Source organism: Flavisolibacter ginsengiterrae DSM 18136 (assembly GCF_059568575.1).
This window is the reverse complement of the sequence record NZ_JCANTR010000024.1, coordinates 31,144-50,806: the sequence shown is the minus strand read 5'-3', so window position 1 is coordinate 50,806 and position 19,663 is coordinate 31,144. Positions and strand designations below refer to the sequence as shown.

The window sequence follows — 19,663 nt, the reverse complement described above, 5'->3', positions numbered from 1 at the left end:
CTGGTATGAAACGAATCATGACAACTTTCTTCACTCTAATCTTATCTTATGTTGCTATTGCACAGGTAGATAGCATCAACCAGCGTATATTTTTGATCGGTGATGCCGGCGAACTGGTTGGTAATAAACAGCCAGTTGTGGATTGGATCAGTCACCATGTTGATCTTAATGATCCCAAAACCACATTTTTATATTTAGGAGATAATATATATCCATTAGGACTTCCCATGGAAGGTGAGCCTACTTATGAGGATTCAAAAAAGATTCTTGATGCCCAGGTAAACCTGGTAAAAGATAAAAAATCTAGGGAATTCTTTGTTATGGGAAACCATGACTGGAAAAATGGGAAGCTGGGAGGATGGCAGCAAGCTATGAACCAGCAGAACTATATCAATGGACTGGAACAAAAGAATATACAGGCATGGCCGCAGGATGGTTGCCCCGGACCAACAGCCGTGGAGATCAGTGATAAAGTGGTAACAGTGTTTATCGACAGCCAATGGTTCCTTTTTGTTCATGAAAAGCCTGGACCAGGGTCCATGTGTGAATCTAAAACCACGGAAGAGTTTGCCACTGAACTCAGGGAGATCATAGCCATGCATCCCAACCAATTAATTATTATAGCCATGCATCATCCCATGTATTCTTTTGGGATACATGGTGGTGATTATGGCTGGAAAGAGCACCTTTTTCCACTTACAGCTGCCAATCCAAATCTTTGGATACCTCTCCCTGTTATCGGGTCTATTTATCCCATTTCAAGGGGTGTATTTGGCAGTCTCCAGGATATCCGTCATCCGCTTTACAGGAATCTTGTTGATATTGTCACTAAGGCCATGAAGGGTCACCATAACGTGGTTCATGTGGCAGGTCATGAGCATACCCTACAGATGATCATCAATGACAGCCTGCCATTTATAATAAGTGGATCTGGGATTAATCTAAGCAGGGTAAAGGAAAACAGGAAAGGAAAACTATTGTTTTCCAATGTTACTGAAAATGGATTTTCGTTGCTGGAAGTAAGAAAAAGCGGTGCCGTTGAAGCAAAGTTTTATACCGTTAGCAGTAAGGGATTGGATGACCCAAAGTTTTCCCATGCTATGGATTCTATAAAAGTCGTTCCTGAGAAGATTTCAAAAGACAGTATTCCCAATTGGCCTGACTCCATTAGGGTAGTTGCCAATAAAAAGTTGAAGGGAAGTGGGTTGAAGAACCTTTTTATGGGAAAAAATTACCGAAAGGAATGGACAACTGAAGTATCTGTACCTGTCCTTGACCTTGGAAAGGAAGCAGGTGGATTAAAGCCACAAAAGCAAGGCGGTGGTAAACAAACAAAATCTTTGAAAGTGGAAGATGCTAAAGGAGAGGAGTGGTCATTACGTTCCATTCAGAAGTTCCCTGAAGCCGCCATTCCACCAGACCTGCGGAGTCCTTTTGCGATTGACGTGGTAGAAGATGGTATTTCGGCATCTTACCCATATGGTTCTTTATCAACGGGCATATTTGCCGATGCTGCACGGGTGCCCAACCTGAAAAGAAAACTGGTGTATATACCCGACGATCCCAGGCTGGGACGATTCCGCTCCACCTTTAAAAACACCCTGGCGATCCTTGAACAAAAGAAGCCGGATAGTGTGGGTAAGGACTATAATACCGATGAATTGGTGCTACGGCTGGCAAAGGATAATGATGACCATGTGGGCCAGTTGCAGGTGCTAAAAGCAAGGTTGCTGGATAATTTCTATATGGATTTTGACCGTCATGAGGGACAGTGGAACTGGGCTACGAGGGATACAGGGAAAGGAAAGATCTATTATCCTATTCCTAAAGACCAGGACCAGGCCTTTTATACCAACCAGGGCATCATCCCCTGGTTTGTCAAGCAGCCAAGCCTTGTGCCGGAACTGCAGGGATTCAGGGCAAAGGCAAGGAACATCAATACATTCAATAAGCCTGCACGCAATTTTGACCGCTTCTTCTTAAATGAGCTTAGCAGGGAAACCTGGAGCCATGAGATAGATACTTTTCTTACATATATGACTGATACTGTAATTGAAACTGCCATATCCAGGCAGCCCACAGAATTACAGGGTAAAACAACAGATCATATTATCTCTACACTGAAAGAAAGGAAAAAGTATTACAAGAATGAAATGTTGAAGTACTATGATTTCCTGGCGAAGGAAGTAAACATAGTAGGTACCAACCAGAAAGAACTATTTACGATTGATAAAATAGAGGGTGGAAAGACACATGTCGTCATTAACAAGATCAGCAAGAAGGGGCTTGTGAGCTCTACGATCTATGACAGGGAGTTTGATCCTTCAGTCACAAAGGAATTACGCATCTATGGGCTGGAAGATGATGACAGCTTTGTTATCAAGGGTGGCAATTCGCCTATTCGCATCCGCATCATCGGCGGGTCGGGGAAGGATAATTTTGTGAACGAAGGCACCGGCGGCCATGTAAGGGTGTATGATGTGAACTTTGAAAATAATAATTTTTCAGGCAATGCTGATGGACTGAGAAAGCTTTTAAGTGCCGACCCGCGGAACAATGAATACAGCCGTATATTTTACAAATACAATGTATTTGACCCGGGACTTGTTATAGCCTATAACGTTGATGATGGTTTGTTTCTCGGTGCTAAATTCAGGTACACCACGCATGGTTTCAGAAAAGAACCGTATGCCCAGCAGCATAACCTGGCTGTTGGCCATTCTTTAAGAACATCATCATGGTTTTTTAAATATCAGGCAGATATCATAAGAGCGTTTGGATATACTGACCTGTTATTAAAAGCAGATGTGAAAGCACCTATCAATGTGGCCAATTTCTTTGGGCTGGGAAATAATACCGTGTTAAATACTGATGAAGTTCTGTATTTCCGCACGAGGTATAATGTAGTAAATGCATCTGCACTATTCAGGAGGCAATTACAATCCTGGATGCGCATACTGGGTGGCCCGACATTTCAATATTTCAAATTGCCTGCCCAGGAGAACTTTGGAAAATTTGTGAATAATACCAACCTGAATGGGCTGGATCCGGCAACCCTTTACCTGCCAAAAACTTTTGTAGGTGCTGAAGCGCAACTGGATATCAATTCTAAAAACAACCAGGTGCTGCCTACCAGGGGTTTTGTCCTGGATGCGGGGGTGCGGCAACTTTTTGGTCTCAACACACAAAGTAAGAACCTTACACAGGTGCGCTGGGACATGAGCATTTTTGCTTCCTTCGTTCCACAATCTTTTTATGTCTTTGCTACCCGGTTTGGCTACTACCGCAACTTTGGAAATTTTGAATTTCCACAGGCCAATTATTTAGGTGGAACAGACAACCTGCGGGGTTACCGTATGAATCGTTTTGCAGGACGCACATCAGCATTTAATAACTCGGAGTTGAGATTTAAGTTGAGTAACTTCAATACCTATCTTTTCCCCGGTTCTTTTGGAATACTCCTTTTTCATGATATTGGAAGGGTGTGGGCTGATGGACAAAAATCTACCAATTGGCATACTGGTTATGGAGGTGGATTGTGGATCTCGCCTATACAGCGATTTGTGATCACTGCATCTGTTGCCCATTCAAAAGAAGAAAAGATCCTTCCTTATGTAACCTTTGGATTCCAGTTTTAAAAAGCTCAGTTATATTATTTCATAAGAAAGACAATTAACCTTCCGGCAGGTAGCCGGACAGCGTATGCAAAACGGAACACTAATTCAGTTCTTTCACTGGTATTCTATTCCTGGAGGTGTTTTCTGGGATCATTTTAAGGAACAATCACCTTACCTGGCAAAACTGGGGATCAATGCTGCCTGGCTGCCACCAGCTTTTAAGGCTACGGGAGGTGGCTATTCTGTGGGGTATGATGTATATGATCTTTACGACCTGGGTGAATTTGACCAAAAAGGGACCATACCCACTAAATATGGAACTAAAGAACAATATATTGATGCGGTGAAAACTGCTCAATCTCACGGATTGCAAGTCTATGTTGATATTGTTTTAAACCACCTTGGGGGTGGAGATGAGAAAGAATTAATCCAGGTAGTAAAAGTGGACCCTGAAGATCGCAATAAGCCTGTTAGTGAACCTTTTGATATAGAGGCGTATACAAAGTTTACCTACCCTGGCCGGCAGGGAAAATATTCTCAATTTGAATGGAACCATACTTGTTTTACCGGCGTGGATTATGACGACATCAATGGCGAGACGGCCATTTTTAATATCCTGAATGAACATGGTAGTGACTGGGAAGAAATGGTATCAGACGAAAAAGGTAATTATGATTACCTGATGTATAACGATATTGAATTCAGAAATCCTGCAGTCAGGGAAGAATTGAAAAGATGGGGTGAGTGGTATTATAATACTGTAGGTTTTGATGGTTTTCGCCTGGATGCCATAAAACATATTGCTCCGCAATTTTATAATGAATGGCTGGCACATATGCGGGCAGTGACCGGTAAAGAGTTTTTTGCTGTTGGGGAATACTGGGCACCCGGAGAACTGCCCCAATTATTAAAGTATATAGACGCTACTGAAGGTAAGCTTTCACTGTTTGACGCTGCTTTGCATCATAGTCTTCATAATGCATCTAATGCTGGCAATGATTATGACCTGTCAGGAATATTCAATGACACCCTTGTATCTGTTCACCCTTTGCTTGCGGTAACAGTCGTGGATAATCATGATACCCAGCCCTTGCAGGCATTGGAAGCCCCGGTGGAACCCTGGTTCAAGCCCATTGCCTATGCGCTGATCTTACTCAGGAATGAAGGATACCCCTGTATATTTTACCCGGATCTGTATGGAGCTGATTATACAGATAAGGGAAGGGATGGGGAAGACCATTACATAGCGTTGGCGAAAGTGGAATGCCTGCCCTTATTATTGCTGGCTAGAAATGAACTGGCCTATGGCCCCCAGGTAGATCATTTCGATCATGCCAATTGTATAGGTTGGGTAAGGCAGGGTGATAAAAAACATAGAGGTAGTGGCTGCGCCGTTGTATTGTCAAACGGTGAGGCGGGTAATAAGTTTATGGTTATGGGCGAGGCTCATAGGGGCAAAAAATTTATCGATCTCCTTGGGCATCTTCCCCAGGAGATTCTCCTGGACGAAAATGGGGCTGCTGAATTTCATTGCCCTCCTGGTTCTGTCTCTGTTTGGGTGGAAAAACGGAAGGCAAACAAACTGAGGAAAATTGCACGCTCATAATCATTTAAATCTTATTAATTAATTACTGCATTAGGCACTTGGCTTGATATTTTTATAACTACCTCTACAATAATGCTCAATGAATCAATGCAGCTTTTGGAAAGCATGTAGAATAAAACTCATCAGCCAGTTTATCCTCTTGTTGACTGTATCAATAGCCTTTGGCCAGGCCTTACCACCAAACAAGGAAAAAATTAAAGTGGCCATTGCTCCCGAATACGATAATGTTTCAGGTTTTCACCGTTTTTTATTTGGTGAAAGCTACCGCAAACTTTGGGCAGCCCCGGTTAGGCTTAAGGTCTTTTACCTGGGTAAGGAAAAAGGTGGCCTTAAAATAACAGAAAAGGGTGGTGGGCTTCAAACCAAATCACTAAGGTTGGTTGATAACACAGGAAGGGAATGGGTGTTGAGAAGTGTTCAAAAATATCCGGAAAGAGCCTTGCCTAAAAAATTAAGAGCCACTATTGCAAAAGATATTTTACAAGACCAGGTGGTCACCAGTCATCCTTATGCGGCATTAACTGTTCCTCCTTTTGCTGAAGCTTTGGGCATATTACATACAAATCCCCAGATCGTTTTTGTTCCTGATGATCCGGCCCTGGGGCAATACAGGAAGGATTTTGCCAATACGGTCTTACTTTTTGAAGAAAGAGAACCTGATGGCGTGCCAGATACCGATAATACAGATAAAGCACAGGGTAAGGCAGAGGAAGACAATGATTTTACATTTGACCAGAAGCAATTACTCAGGGCAAGGCTATTAGATCATTTCCTTGGTGATTGGGACAGGCACGAAGATCAATGGAGATGGGAGAAGAATAAAAACAAAGACGAGAAATTATATGAGCCTATTCCCAGGGACAGGGATAAAGTGTACTATACTACTTCAGGGCTCCTGCCTGGTTTATTATCCACACAACCAGGAAAGGCAAATCTTCAGCCGTTTGGAGATCATATTAAGAAAATAGGGAGCTATAATTATAACAACCGATTCTTCGACCGTTACTTTTTAAATGCGTTGAGTGAAGAAGACTGGAAGGAACAGGTGTCCTTCGTTCAAAATACTTTAACAGACAGCCTTATACGATACGCTGTTTCAATGATGCCTGATACGATTTATACTTTATCAGCCAGCAAGATCATCCAAACTTTGATAGCCCGGAGGGCAACACTGAAAGAAACAGCTCTGGACTATTATCATTTCCTGGCAAGAACGGTTGATATCCCGGCTTCCGATAAGCCCGAATTATTCGACATGCTAGTTGGTGAAACCGGCAATGTGGATCTAAGCATATACAAGAACCCAGGAGAAGTGTCTAAAGGAGATCTGCTATTCCACCGTGTTTTTCTACCTACCGAGACAGATGAGATCAGGTTGTTTGGATTAGGGGGTAATGATGTGTACCAGGTTCGTGGATCCACAAAAACACCCATTCGTATACACATGATAGGGGGTGATGGGGTAGATAGTTTTTCTATTGATCCATTGCTGCACAACAGGCGCAAAATGTATATTTATGACCGCTCGGACCAGCCTAATAAATTGCCTTCTTCCAAATTGGCCAGGTTGCGTACTTCCACCGATACAACGATCAATGCGTTCGACCGCAAAAGTTTTTTGTATGATCACGTTGGTCCTGTTATATCTGCCCAATATGATCTTGATCTTGGCTTAATCCTGAAGGCCGGACTTGTATATGAGCGGCAGGGATTTCGAAAAGTGCCTTACGCCAAGCGACATTCTTTCTTTGTCAATTATGCTCCAGCCAGGCAATCCTTCATGATACAATACAACGGTGACTATAAAAAATTGTTTGGTAAAAACGACCTTTCAGTAAGTCTTCTAACCAGAGGACCACATAATATAGCTACGTTTTTTGGCATTGGGAACGAGTCGCCATTTGTAAATAAGGATGGTCAATCCATACTTTATTACAGGAACAGGTATGATGTTGCGTCGGGCGATGTGCGGATCCATCGTAGTCCCGCAAAGATCTTTGAATATAATGCAGGACTGGGATTTCAATATTATACCAGTGAACAAAAAAATAACAGGACACAGTACCTGCTGGAGTATAACCAGCTCAATCCTTCACAAGCTGTTTTCTCCAACCAGTTCTTTGCAGGTATAGTAGGAGGTGCAAGGATCAATTCCAAAAAAGAAACCCTGATTCCGAGCAAGGGCTTTTACTGGAATATGGATTGGAAGGCAATGAAACAGTTTAATGGTGCGCAAAAATGGTATGGACAGGTGGTTTCAGAAGCTATATTTTATTTGCCGGTCATTTCAGACAATATAGTTCTTGCCAACCGTGTGGGAGCAGGAACTTCGGTTGGTCAACCTGCCTACTACCAGCAATTCCAATTAGGCGGATATAATAACCTGAGAGGATTTTATGTTAACCGTTTCACCGGCAGAAGCATGTTTTACCACAACCTGGAATTGCGGGCAAAACTCTTTGACTTCACATCTTACCTATTCCCTGGTAGTGTGGGTGTCATGGCATTCAATGATGAGGGCAGGGTGTGGGTGCCGGGAGAAAATTCGCAAAAATGGCATCATGGTTATGGCGGTGGCATATTCATCATTCCGGCAGACCTTATATTGATACAGGCATCGGTTGCTAATTCTAAAGAAGGTATCCAACCATATATCTCTTTTGGATTGAGTTTTTAGTTGTAAGCCAACCTTATTGCTTATTTATTTGGTTAGAAGCTTTTCTGTAGCTGCTTTAGTCGACTCCTGTCCTGGCAAAGATTCCGTATTTAGATTCACCTCTACGCGTATCGCTTTTAATCCACTGATACCTTGTGTATCTTCCAGTTCCAGGTGCTCAACATTATCCGTGAGCAATCCTTCCTTCTGGAGGAATTCCATATACTCCAGGTATTCATTCAGCTCCTTTTGCTGTGAATAAACAATACCTATCTTACCTGGTTGGGTCAATCTTTCTTCGCTGTCTTTTAAATGAACCTTGTCTATTCTTTTCTTTACAATCTCATAACGAATATTATAGGCTCCATCCACATCAAATTTTCTTTCTTTTCTACGGAAGCTAATGGTGAGTGGAATGGAATGGGCCAATATCAGCTGCGTTGTTTGCAGAGGTAGTGACAAGCGTTTCTCCAAAGCATTAGTGACCCTGGCAGCCTTAGCCAATAATGTCAGTTGCCAAAGCTTCAGATTGCTGACATACATTTCATTGAATGGCTTGTGAGGCGAAATGGATTGGCCCACGTATATATTGAACTCAATACCATCTGTAATATATCGTTCAAAATAATGCGGGTACACTTCCTGGGCGGCATGCTGCTCCGCATCCATAAACCTGTCCAGCACATCGTTGATCCTGGTAATGCTTTCTTCGTAAGCCATCCGCTGGTGGTATATGCATTTACGTTGAGGATCCAGCGCATCAAAATACTTGTTGATCGTTTTTTTGATCTCAGGCTTATTCTTGATCAGGTTTTTAAAAAGCGCGTCAACATCTATTTGAAGAAAGTCATAGATCATCATTTCATCATCGGGCAGCAAGGCTTCAGAAACGGAAGCAATGTATTTGTCTATGCGAAACTGGTATTCTTTCAGCAATGGAAATTCCATGATATTATCTGCCTTGCCTAATACATCCTTGGCCATGTGTAACTGTTCCATCAGGTCCTTTTGAATGGAAAGGCTTCGTTCAGTTGAAGAATTACGCACATCTATGGAACCATATAAAGGATAAACATCTTCAAAAGCTATGGCTGGCATTCGCGCCAGGTCGCTAACCTGCTGGTGTTGCAGGTATTGGAAGGCTGCCTCAGTGAACTTCCATTCTACTGCCGGCTGAATGGCGGTGAAATGCTCCTTGATTGTTTTATCAATTTGCATTTCCAGGCTTTCAGCTGTCTTTTCCAGGGCAAGAGCGAACAGTTGTATAGCAGGTTGTATTTTGGAAAGGTGGTGAAACTGTAACCTGGACTTGGTTTCACTGGCTATTTCCAACAGTCCAATTAACTCTCGATCATCACGCTTAAGTGGACAAAGGATAAGACTTTTAATACCTTGCTCGTAATAGTATTTTAAAAGCTGGTTGAAACGGCTGCTACTTTCATTTAATATCTCGTATAGGATAGATTGATTGGAATGCCTGAAGACATCCCTGCATTGCTCGCTAATGCTATCCTTATTATTGATCACTTCCGCATTCTTAAACAATAGACTATTCTGATAATGGGCTTCAGTATATAAGTAGTATTCGTTCTTTTTAAAGAAAGGTGTGATCCCTATATGAACATTTTTTAATCCTATCAGGCTTTGTACATGCTGTTGCAGGTCATTATATACTTCCACATCAGAAAATGCATTGATATTCAACAACGCATTTTTGATCTCTGCAATGACCTGTTCTGCAGTCACGTCCATCACTTCCATCACCACCAAACCTTCAAAACGAAAATTCTCCAAAGGAAATAATTCCTGCAGTTCCTCTATTTCTATGGTCCGGTGCGGTGCAAATGCCACAGGCATTGCAAAATCTTTGTTGATGCATTTAACATCAACAAATTGTGCATTCATCCTTAGTTCATAATACCGGGTAAGATGCGTTTCTTCATCAATGAATGGATGAACGGATGTAGCGATCAATGATACACTATGTGAATAGAACTTTTGCAGTATCAGGTTATAGGCTAATGAAAGGTTGGCCTTTGCAATATTGATATTGGTCTTCGGATCAGGAATACTGATGGTATTGTTTTCTTTAATGAATAATTTGCTGAATAAGGGAGAAGCATATGCTGTTTCTGGTCTGAATGGATAACATACAGCATATATACCCTCATCTCTTTGTGTGGAAGGAGGGAAAATTGTAGATAGCAAGGTGGTGACCAGTATTTCATTTCGTTGAATAACTGCCGGATCCTCAATAGGCTGCAGTAATTCGGGAATTGCTTCAATTTCATTGATCATGCCCTGGTACAAATGTTTGGCACCGGGTTTCCCTTCTGCTATCATCTTCTTTAGTACCATTATCAATGGTTCAAGAGATAATTCACCATTAAATCCTTCATATAAGTTTGAAACAGTTGACATATTGATTATTTACTATCAAAAATTGCGCTGCCTTCTTGAAAAAATGAAAAGAAGTCGCTAATAATAAAAGCAAGCTCTACGCCAAAGAATTTACTAAGCTGAAGAGTGGAATTTTCCCTTGTACCAGGATAAATAATCTGATAACAGGATGTTTAAGGATGTAAGTGGGAAACTATAAGATCACTTTTTTTCTGCAATTGTCTTCTTCTTTACTACTGTGTGGTAATATTTACACACTGGCTTAAGCCCACATTCAGCACATTTAGGATTTCGGGCTATGCAGATATACCTGCCATGCAATATTAGCCAGTGGTGAAATTTATGAACCAGTTCTGTAGGAATGTATTTTAATAACTGTTGCTCGGTTTGTAAGGGGTTTTTAGCATTAAGTGTAAGTCCTATCCTGGCTGAAACCCGGAATACATGTGTATCAACGGCCATATTAGGCTGTTTATCAATAACGGAAGTAATGACATTGGCTGTTTTTCTGCCTACACCTGGCAATTGAACCAATTCTTCTACTGTCATTGGAATTTCACCACCAAATTGTTCCATGACCATTTTGGCCATTCCCATCAAATGCCGGGTCTTATTGCCTGGAAAAGAAATGCTTTTGATAATCGCAAAAAGATCATCAAAATCAGCCTTAGCTAATTTAGCGACAGTGGGATACATGGCAAATAATCCCGGGGTGGTCATATTGACCCGTTTATCCGTACACTGCGCGGATAAAATGACTGCTACCAATAATTCGTATGGATTACCGAAAACAAGTTCTGTTTCGGCTTCAGGGCGGGTAATCTTAAAATAATCAATAACTGCTTGAAAACGTTCAGGCCTTGTCATGGGGCCTCAAAGTTACAGGTAGATAAGATCAAATGAAGGTGGTAATGACGTCAGCTTTTTACCTTAGAAACTTCAGACTCTTTGGCTGCATACTTCATTACATTAAGAATTAACTCAGTGCGGGGAGAAGTAACAATGGAATCAAGTCTTTTCATAGAAGTTTTCAGCACTTCCAGTTTCTCTCTTAATGTCCAGTCTGATTTTATAGCCTCTTCAATCGCTGCGGATGTTTCCGGACTGGTTTCTTTGTATAAATAAAGAATCAGATCCTCAGGTGAGTAATTATGCATAGTATCCAATAAATCGTAAAAAATAAAAGGGTCCAGTATTTCGATATTCGATACTATAAACGAGAAGTGGAAATCCTTATTGTGCAGGTATGCCTATTCTTTTGTCGTGGCTGGTTCCACAATGAACAGATCTTCATTGTCTTTTTTCATCATATATTTCTCCCGGGCATATTTTTCAATGGCTGCAGGGTTGGATTTTAATTCCTCCAGCGCCTTTTGCTCTTTGGATATTTCTGAAGCAAAATAAGCCTTGCTTTCCTGCAATAGCCTGAGTTCCCTGGACCTTTCACGTTGAGTTAGAATGTCTTTCGCATCAAAAAATATCATCCATATAACAAAAGCTATGAGGCTCAGTATATATTTATTTTTTAACCAGGCGGGAATGTGTGAGAGAAACTTCATGATTCAGGTGATATAAAAGAATGGTGTCCTAATGCTAAAATAGTGGAAAAATATAAAAAGTGAAAAGAAGTTAAAAAGTTGAAAGATTGAAAGGTAAACCTGGACTGGACACAGCTGCTCCTCAACATTCCTATCCAATCTTTAAAAATTAGATCTTTCTTTAAAATTGGTCATTGAGCATTGAAAATTGAGCATTTTTCATATCCTAAAAAAGACCACATTCAATAATGACTCACCCACCTAAACCTTCATTATTCAGTATTCCGTGTTCGATATGCTCTTGCTTCCACCATTTCAATAAGCCTCGCTTTCACTCCTGGCCATTCCTCCTTTAAAATGCTGAATATTACGGTGTCCCGGAGGCTGCCATCAGGCCTGTAGCCATGGTTTCTTAAAACGCCTTCCTTTACGCCACCAATTTTCTCTACTGCTTTCTGTGATCTTATATTTTGCCCTGCCACATACAATTCAACCCTATTGAAACCCAATATTTCAAAGACATATCGCAACAGTAATAATTTGCATTCTTTATTATGTACATCACCCCAAACCCGGGGAACATACCAGGTATAGCCAATGCTGACCCTTTTATCCTTAGGTTCTATTCCATACAACCTTGTCATACCAATGATCTCATTATTACTTACCTGGCGAATGATAAAGGCCTGCTGGCCTCCAAGCGCATTTCTGTCAAGAGCAGTGGCCAGGTAACTGTCCGCCTGTGCTTCAAATGTTTCGTTGATCAGTAAGGTTTTCGTGCATTCCCAGATCCGTTCATCCCTTGCCAATTCCTTTAAAAACAGCAAATGCTCTGGCGCAAGCTTTTCCAGGAAGACAAATTTTCCTTTCAGAAGTGTAACATCAAATTCCATAAAAAGAAAAGCCACCCGGAGGTGGCTTGTATTTTACTTTCCGAATTTTAAATTGCTGGAAGGGTAGTAAGCCGAAGCCCCAAGGAGTTCTTCAATACGGATCAACTGGTTGTACTTGGCGATCCTGTCCGTGCGGCTGGCCGATCCTGTTTTGATCTGGCCGCAATTCAATGCAACAGCCAAGTCAGCGATCGTTGTATCTTCTGTCTCACCACTTCTATGGCTCATAATAGTATTGTAACCATTATGCTGCGCCATTGTAACGGCGTTGATGGTCTCTGTAATAGTACCGATCTGGTTCACCTTTACCAATAAACCATTGGCAATATGCTCGTCAATGCCTCTTTTCAGGCGCTTCACGTTGGTTACAAAAAGATCATCACCTACCAACTGGATCTTCTTTCCCAAAGCCTCTGTCATCATTGCCCATCCTTCCCAATCATCTTCAGCCATACCATCTTCAATAGATATGATAGGGTATTGCGCCACCCAATCAGACCAGTATTTTACGAGTTGCTCACTGGTCATTGTTTTGCCATCACTTTTATGGAAGGTGTACTTGCCATCTTTATACAATTCACTGTTGGCAGCATCCATAGCAATAAAAACCTGTGAGCCTGCTTTATACCCTGCTGCATCAATGGCTGCAAGCACAGTTTCAATGGCTTCTTCATTCGACCCGATATTAGGAGCAAAACCACCTTCGTCACCTACGTTTGTGCTGTATCCTTTTTTCTTCAATACAGATTTCAGAGCATGGAATATCTCAACACCCCAACGCAATCCTTCACTGAAAGAAGAAGCACCCACAGGCATGACCATGAATTCCTGGAAGTCAATCTTATTATCAGCATGTGCACCTCCATTCAGGATATTCATCATAGGCACAGGAATCGTTTTGGCATTAGTGCCACCAATATAACGGAACAGGGGCAATGAAGCTTCTTCTGCAGCGGCTTTAGCCACAGCCATACTTACGGCCAGCATGGCATTGGCGCCAAGTTTACTTTTGTTTTCTGTAGCATCCAGCTCAATCATTAACTGGTCAACGCCTGTCTGGTCGGCCACATCATATCCAATGATCTCCTTGGCAATGATCTCATTTACATTTTCTACTGCCTTCAATACTCCTTTACCTACATAGATCTTTTTATCGTTATCGCGCAATTCTACTGCTTCGTGCACGCCTGTACTGGCACCACTTGGAACTGCTGCTCTTCCAAATGCACCTTCGTCTGTTACTACATCCACTTCCACTGTTGGATTACCACGGCTATCAAGTATTTGTCTGGCGAAAATTTCGGCTATGTAACTCATTGTTGTAGTTTATAGTTTTTTAAGTTTTAGTTCTTTTAAAGTAGGGAGCTTTGATAATTAATGCTTAACTGCTCTTGGTAATATTACCTGTCAGCATCCTAAACACTTCTTCCAGGCTCTGGTTTTCACTTTGCAAAGAAACAATATCAAGATTATTTTCTGCCTCTAACTTTTTTAATTCCCTTCTAACAGTGTCGGGATCGCTGGTTTCTATAGTGAAACTGTACCTGTCTGACTGGGAAACCGATTTAATACCTGGTAGTCTTTTTATCCATTCAGGTTCCAGGGGTTCTTTAAAGCTAACCTTGACCAGGTTCAGGTTAGAGTGTTGTTGCAATTGCTGTAGTGTATTGTCGGCTACCAGTTTTCCTTTATTAATGATGATCACCCTGTCGCATATGGCCTCCACCTCCTGTAAAATATGAGAAGAAAAAAGGACCATTTTATTCTTTCCCTGCTCCTTAATCACATTTCTTATTTCAAGTATCTGGTTGGGGTCAAGGCCACTGGTTGGTTCATCCAGAATCAATACTTCAGGATCATGTAACAGGGCAGCTGCCAGTCCCACTCTTTGCTTGTAGCCCTTTGATAACTGGCCCACCCGTTTTTTGCTTTCAGGTATCAGTCCTGTCAGTTGAATGACATCTTCGATCCTTTTTTTCTTATCGGTTATTTCGTGAACGTCTGCAATAAAATCAAGGTATTCCCGCACGTACATATCATAATAAAGTGCATTGGATTCCGGCAGGTACCCGATCTTCTTCTTGGCAGCAAGCGGATCTTTGGTTACATCTATGCCACTCACCTTTATATCACCTGCATCCGGTTGAAGGTAACCAGTGATCATTTTCATGGTAGTGGATTTGCCTGCCCCGTTTGGACCCAGGAAGCCAACGATCTCACCCTTTTTCACAGTGAAAGAAATTTCGTTTACTGCTTTTTGTTCGCCGTATTGTTTCAGTAAGTTCTTTACTTCAATGGACATGGTTCAAATGTACGCAGTAAATCAAGTCGGCAAGTGCGCTTCCCTTTCAGGTTTTGATTTCACCATCATAAGCGCCTTTCCATGCATACCAGCCAAAAATGGTAAGCCCTATGGCTATGGGAGTGAAGATGCCAATGATGATCAGCCAGGGCAAGGGTTTATGTATGTCCGCAGTTCCGCCGGCACTTATGTTTTGAACAGCGCTGGTTATTAAAACACCAATCGTAATGGGTCCTAATATCATCCACAACAGTCCCAGTATTCTTTTGATCTTATCCATATGTTTATATTATATGACAGGAAGTTCCATCTGGCCCTCACCTGGTTTAATTGCTACTTCATCGGTTACATGTTCTTCTATCTTATTGGAAAGGTATAAGCCACCCACCACGAGGCAAAGGGCTGCCACACCGATAGGGTACCATAAACCAGATAGATAATTTGTTCCTGGAATGGTGGTGATAAGCGTAGCAATAAATGGTACCAGCCCTCCAAAAACACCATTACCAATATGGTAAGGCAGTGACATGGAAGTGTACCGGATACGGGTGGGAAACATTTCAACTAAAAAAGCGGCTATGGGTCCATATACCATGGTAACAAACAATACCATGGCTGTGACCAGCAGTATCATCTTCCATTTGGTATCACCATTCAAAATAACTTCCCTGGTAGTTTTGACACCAGTGGCAGATGTTGTTGTTGCTACTTTTAATACGGTGCCATCAGAATAATTGGTCAGCACTGCCGGAACTTTCATATTGCTGCCAACCTGCCCTTCTATGACAGTATTGGTTACCGCTTCTTTTCCTGAAGTATCTGCAAGAGCATATAATTGGTGGAATATGGGCCTGTATAACAGCACACCTAATAGCATTCCCATGAGCATGATGTTCTTTCTTCCCCATTTATCAGATAAAGCACCAAATACAATAAAGAATGGCGTCGCCAGCAACAATGCGATCATAATAATGGCATTGGCCTGTTCATATTCAACATTGCATTTGGTAAGAATAAAGCTCTGTGCATAGAACTGGCTGGTATACCAGATCACTCCCTGGCCCATAGTGGCACCAAAGAGAGCCAGGAGCACCATCTTAAAATTCTCCTTGTGACCAAAGCTTTCTTTTATTGGATTGAGTGAAGTTTTGCCTTCTTCTTTTAGTTGAGTAAATAATGGCGATTCCTTCATCTTCAGCCTGATGAAAATGGAAATGAGCACCAATACTATCGATAATAAAAATGGATAGCGCCAGCCATTGCCATTGGTAAATTCTTCAATGCCTACCAATCTTCTCACGCCCAGTATAACCACCAATGAAACAAATAAGCCCAGTGTGGCCGTGATCTGTATCCAGCTGGTAAAGAATCCCCTGCGGTGCTCTGGTGAATGTTCTGCTACGTAGGTAGCGGCCCCGCCATATTCTCCTCCCAATGCCAGCCCTTGCAGCAGCCGAAGTAATAGCACGATCAAAGGTGCCCAGAAACCTATGGTTACATAGGAAGGAACAAGCCCGATGAAAAAGGTGGAACCACCCATAATTATAAGGGTAAGTAAAAAGGTGTGTTTGCGGCCAATAAGATCACCCAGTCTTCCAAAAACCAGTGCCCCGAAAGGTCTTACAATAAAGCCTGCAGCAAATGTGGCCAGTGTGGCAAGCAAGGCTGTGGTTGGGTTGCCTGCAGGAAAGAATTTTGCAGCAATGATGGTGGACAGGCTACCGAAAATGTAAAAGTCATACCATTCTATCAGGGTGCCAACAGAGGAAGCAGTAATGATTTTCCAGATGCCCTTTGCAGGGGTTTGCGCCATTGGTTCAGGTTTAATTTTAAATATAAGGAAAGATCTGCTTACCAATTATTTCTCCACGCCATTCAACTGTTATTGCTCATAGGTAGCTGCGTCTTAGGATAGGTAATGTTAAGGCTGAGCTACGGCTACATAACCCCGTTGTATCCCCGTAGTAACCCCGTTGTATCCCCGTACTTTACCCGTTCCCAAGCGGGCATGCTTCGGGGATATAACGGAGATGAAATGGAGAATGTTCGGTGATACTATACTGCAGCATGAAAGTAGCCGGGAGCTAGTACTGGTGGAGATGGATGATAAGTATCTATTCAACGAGTTTCTGAATGAGTGAATACATTACTTATCAATTATTGGTGACATAAACAATAGAGGAGAAGCTGTAATTAGCATTGGTAAAGCAAAAAGGCTTTCCCAGGTTAGGAGAAAGCCTTTTTAGTGTAAAGTATGCTACCTGTTTGTAACAAGGTTTGCAAACAATGCCAGGTAACTTTCAGTGAGTTTGCCAGAAATAATATTTACAGATCATCATATTCGTATATGGGATCCAGCGGCGTACCTGCAGTCATTTCAAATACCGGTTTGATGATACCGTCTTTCAAACCATACACCCAGCCATGCAGGTGAGGCCTGTTCTCGTTTTTCCACGCACGTTGCACAATGGATGTTTTGGCCAGGTGGATGACCTGTTCCTTCACGTTTAATTCTACCAACCTGTCAGCGCGTGATTCTTCATTGTCTATAGCTTCCAGTTCTTCACTATATAAACGGTACACATCCTTAATATTACGAAGCCACATATTAAGCACGTATTTAAAATCATGATTGGTCATTGCTGCTTTAATACCCCCGCAACCATAATGGCCACAAACAATGATATGCCTCACTTTTAAATGTGTAACAGCATAATCGAGCACACTTAACAGGTTAACATCTGTGTGAATGACCAAATTGGCAACGTTACGGTGTACAAATATTTCACCTGGTTGTGTACCTGTAATTTCATTTGCCGGTACCCGGCTATCACTGCACCCGATCCATAAAAATTCGGGCGTTTGTAAATGAGCCAGGCGCTCAAAATATTCCGCATCATCATTCACTTTTTCTGCGGCCCAGGCTTTATTTTCCAGTAACAATTTTTCGTATGATTTCATTTTAACTATTTTATGGTTTTCAAATTTATCTTGCTTTCAGTTCTTATTTCTCAGTTTGTAACAATATTATTATCGTTGACTTCTACAACTGCATGATTTTTTGTTTTAATACCATACCTGTCCTCATGCCTTGTCTTCACCTGAACCCTGATGCTTTTTAGCGGTGCGTGTTTGGTGAAATCTTCAATGACCTCCACTACATCTTTATCAATAAAGTCTGCCCGGCTGGCATCGATCAATACAAATGAATTTTCCGGTACTTCCTCCAGTTTATTCTTGATATACGGTTTATTTAGAAAGGAAACATCTTTTCTCAGCCGGAATAAATACCGGTTATCATCATGCACAATAAAAACGGAGGTCCTGAAATTGCTTCTTATGATAAAGAATATGCTCATACCGATACCTATCAATACACCAATTAATAAGTCAGTGAACAATATGGCAAGAATGGTTAATACAAACGGAACGAATTGATCCCAACCCTTTTTATAATAGGCTTTAAACAATGAGGGCTTGGCCAGTTTGTAACCGGTAAACATAAGGATGGCTGCCAGTGCTGCCTTCGGGATCATATTTAATATGGAAGGAATGAGTGCCACGCAAAGTAATAACAAGCCACCATGCATCATGGTTGACATTTTGCTTTTAGCCCCGGCATTCACATTGGCTGATGAACGCACAATGACCGATGTTACAGGCAAACCTCCCACAAGACCGGAAAGCATATTGCCAATCCCCTGGGCCTTTAGTTCCCTTTCCTTATTCGTTACACGCTGGTAAGGGTCAAGGTCGTCAACGGCTTCAATACTAAGAAGGGTTTCAAGACTTGCCACAAGCGCCAGTGTGATACCTGCAATCCAAACTTCTTTATTGTTGAACGCTGAAAAGTCAGGCAGGGTAAAAAAAGAAATAAATTCTGAAGCTGAGGAAGCCTGGGGTATGGCAACCATATGGGATGGGTCAAGGGAATAAGCAGAGCCACTTGCTAATTGCAGGATCCCTATTCCTATCAGCACAACGATCAGGGGTGCTGGTATCATTTTGATAAAGCCTTTTTTATTGGCGGTAAATTTTTCCCAGCCAAATTGAAATGCCAGTGAAATGACTCCAATAATAACTGCTACCGGTGTTATGTACCTGAAAGCACGGCCAATGGAGCTGAATGTATTTTCGTGATTTGGCTGTTGAAAAGATTCATTGCCCTCAAAATTGCTGTCATATCCAACCAGGTGCGGAAGCTGTTTTAATATCAGGATCAATCCAATAGCAGCCAGCATACCTTTGATGACACAATTGGGCACAAAATCACCAATAATACCTGCTTTGATAAAGCCCAGTATAACCTGGAAGGCACCACAAATAACTACAGCCAGCAAAAAGGTTTCAAAGGAAGGCAGCTTTAATATAGCTGCTGCTACAATAGCTGTCAGACCCGCAGCAGGCCCGCTAACACTTAGCTGTGAACCACTGAGAAATCCTATAACGATCCCGCCAATAATGCCGGAGATCAATCCGCTGAATAAGGGTGCGTTTGATGCCAATGCCACACCCAGGCAAAGCGGTAATGCCACCAGAAAGACTACAATAGATGCAGGTATATCTGCACCCAAATTTTTTATGGAAAAGGTTGAACGCCTCATCTTCAATAAATTTTTAGTGAGTAAAATGTACCACCAGGGAGTTCCTT

General features: G+C 41.9%; 14 protein-coding genes. 3 read left to right on the top strand and 11 right to left on the bottom strand.

Annotated features, from left to right (window positions below; genetic code table 11):
- The first annotated feature begins 5 nt into the window (after window positions 1-5).
- From BP74_RS18980 to BP74_RS18970, 3 genes are all read left to right on the top strand, one after another.
- Window positions 6-3,638: a metallophosphoesterase family protein gene (locus BP74_RS18980; RefSeq protein WP_496376624.1), complete on the top strand. Its 3,633-nt coding sequence runs from the start codon at window positions 6-8 to the stop codon at window positions 3,636-3,638.
- 64 nt (window positions 3,639-3,702) lie between these two features.
- A complete protein-coding gene (locus tag BP74_RS18975) occupies window positions 3,703-5,223 on the top strand; it encodes an alpha-amylase (protein ID WP_496376622.1) in 1,521 nt (506 codons plus the stop codon).
- A 79-nt stretch (window positions 5,224-5,302) separates the two neighbouring features.
- A complete protein-coding gene (locus BP74_RS18970) occupies window positions 5,303-7,900 on the top strand; it encodes a BamA/TamA family outer membrane protein (protein WP_496376620.1) in 2,598 nt (865 codons plus the stop codon).
- A gap of 24 nt (window positions 7,901-7,924) precedes the next feature.
- Here the strand turns inward: BP74_RS18970 and BP74_RS18965 are convergent, their stop codons facing one another.
- From BP74_RS18965 to BP74_RS18915, 11 genes are all read right to left on the bottom strand, one after another.
- A complete protein-coding gene (locus BP74_RS18965) occupies window positions 7,925-10,300 on the bottom strand; it encodes a hypothetical protein (RefSeq protein WP_496376618.1) in 2,376 nt (791 codons plus the stop codon).
- Window positions 10,301-10,480: 180 nt separating this feature from the next.
- Complete coding sequence (gene nth, locus BP74_RS18960; RefSeq protein ID WP_496376616.1) at window positions 10,481-11,146, bottom strand: endonuclease III; 666 nt, start codon at window positions 11,144-11,146, stop codon at window positions 10,481-10,483.
- A 50-nt stretch (window positions 11,147-11,196) separates the two neighbouring features.
- Window positions 11,197-11,436, bottom strand: coding sequence for a hypothetical protein (locus BP74_RS18955; protein ID WP_496376614.1), 240 nt, complete (start codon window positions 11,434-11,436; stop codon window positions 11,197-11,199).
- A gap of 93 nt (window positions 11,437-11,529) precedes the next feature.
- Entirely contained in the window at window positions 11,530-11,838 is a 309-nt protein-coding gene (locus BP74_RS18950; RefSeq protein WP_496376612.1) for an FtsB family cell division protein, read from the bottom strand.
- Window positions 11,839-12,089: 251 nt separating this feature from the next.
- A complete protein-coding gene (locus tag BP74_RS18945; RefSeq protein ID WP_496376610.1) occupies window positions 12,090-12,725 on the bottom strand; it encodes a GNAT family N-acetyltransferase in 636 nt (211 codons plus the stop codon).
- Between the two features lie 18 nt (window positions 12,726-12,743).
- Window positions 12,744-14,027, bottom strand: a complete 1,284-nt coding sequence (gene eno / locus BP74_RS18940; protein WP_496376608.1) for a phosphopyruvate hydratase — start codon at window positions 14,025-14,027, stop codon at window positions 12,744-12,746.
- A 64-nt stretch (window positions 14,028-14,091) separates the two neighbouring features.
- Window positions 14,092-15,012 (bottom strand): gliding motility-associated ABC transporter ATP-binding subunit GldA, encoded by a 921-nt coding sequence (gene gldA, locus BP74_RS18935; protein ID WP_496376606.1) that lies wholly within the window; start codon window positions 15,010-15,012, stop codon window positions 14,092-14,094.
- 46 nt (window positions 15,013-15,058) lie between these two features.
- The gene (locus tag BP74_RS18930) at window positions 15,059-15,292 is read right to left on the bottom strand and encodes a DUF6814 family protein (RefSeq protein WP_496376604.1); all 234 of its coding nucleotides are present in this window, start codon (window positions 15,290-15,292) and stop codon (window positions 15,059-15,061) included.
- A gap of 9 nt (window positions 15,293-15,301) precedes the next feature.
- Window positions 15,302-16,825, bottom strand: a complete 1,524-nt coding sequence (locus BP74_RS18925; protein WP_496376602.1) for an MFS transporter — start codon at window positions 16,823-16,825, stop codon at window positions 15,302-15,304.
- Window positions 16,826-17,337: 512 nt separating this feature from the next.
- Window positions 17,338-17,973 carry a carbonic anhydrase gene (locus BP74_RS18920; RefSeq protein ID WP_496376600.1) on the bottom strand — a complete coding sequence of 212 codons (636 nt, stop codon included), beginning with the start codon at window positions 17,971-17,973 and terminating at the stop codon, window positions 17,338-17,340.
- Window positions 17,974-18,023: 50 nt separating this feature from the next.
- Complete coding sequence (locus tag BP74_RS18915) at window positions 18,024-19,616, bottom strand: SulP family inorganic anion transporter (protein WP_496376598.1); 1,593 nt, start codon at window positions 19,614-19,616, stop codon at window positions 18,024-18,026.
- Window positions 19,617-19,663 lie beyond the last annotated feature (47 nt).

Excerpts from the sequence above, each read along its gene's own strand:
- eno (WP_496376608.1), bottom strand. The coding sequence starts at position 14,027 with ATGAGTTACATAGCCGAAATTTTCGCCAGACAAATACTTGATAGCCGT.
- BP74_RS18965 (WP_496376618.1), bottom strand. The coding sequence starts at position 10,300 with ATGTCAACTGTTTCAAACTTATATGAAGGATTTAATGGTGAATTATCT.
- BP74_RS18925 (WP_496376602.1), bottom strand. The coding sequence starts at position 16,825 with ATGGCGCAAACCCCTGCAAAGGGCATCTGGAAAATCATTACTGCTTCC.
- BP74_RS18930 (WP_496376604.1), bottom strand. The coding sequence starts at position 15,292 with ATGGATAAGATCAAAAGAATACTGGGACTGTTGTGGATGATATTAGGA.
- BP74_RS18915 (WP_496376598.1), bottom strand. The coding sequence starts at position 19,616 with ATGAGGCGTTCAACCTTTTCCATAAAAAATTTGGGTGCAGATATACCT.
- gldA (WP_496376606.1), bottom strand. The coding sequence starts at position 15,012 with ATGTCCATTGAAGTAAAGAACTTACTGAAACAATACGGCGAACAAAAA.
- BP74_RS18975 (WP_496376622.1), top strand. The coding sequence starts at position 3,703 with ATGCAAAACGGAACACTAATTCAGTTCTTTCACTGGTATTCTATTCCT.
- BP74_RS18955 (WP_496376614.1), bottom strand. The coding sequence starts at position 11,436 with ATGCATAATTACTCACCTGAGGATCTGATTCTTTATTTATACAAAGAA.
- BP74_RS18920 (WP_496376600.1), bottom strand. The coding sequence starts at position 17,973 with ATGAAATCATACGAAAAATTGTTACTGGAAAATAAAGCCTGGGCCGCA.
- BP74_RS18950 (WP_496376612.1), bottom strand. The coding sequence starts at position 11,838 with ATGAAGTTTCTCTCACACATTCCCGCCTGGTTAAAAAATAAATATATA.
- BP74_RS18980 (WP_496376624.1), top strand. The coding sequence starts at position 6 with ATGAAACGAATCATGACAACTTTCTTCACTCTAATCTTATCTTATGTT.
- nth (WP_496376616.1), bottom strand. The coding sequence starts at position 11,146 with ATGACAAGGCCTGAACGTTTTCAAGCAGTTATTGATTATTTTAAGATT.
- BP74_RS18970 (WP_496376620.1), top strand. The coding sequence starts at position 5,303 with ATGAATCAATGCAGCTTTTGGAAAGCATGTAGAATAAAACTCATCAGC.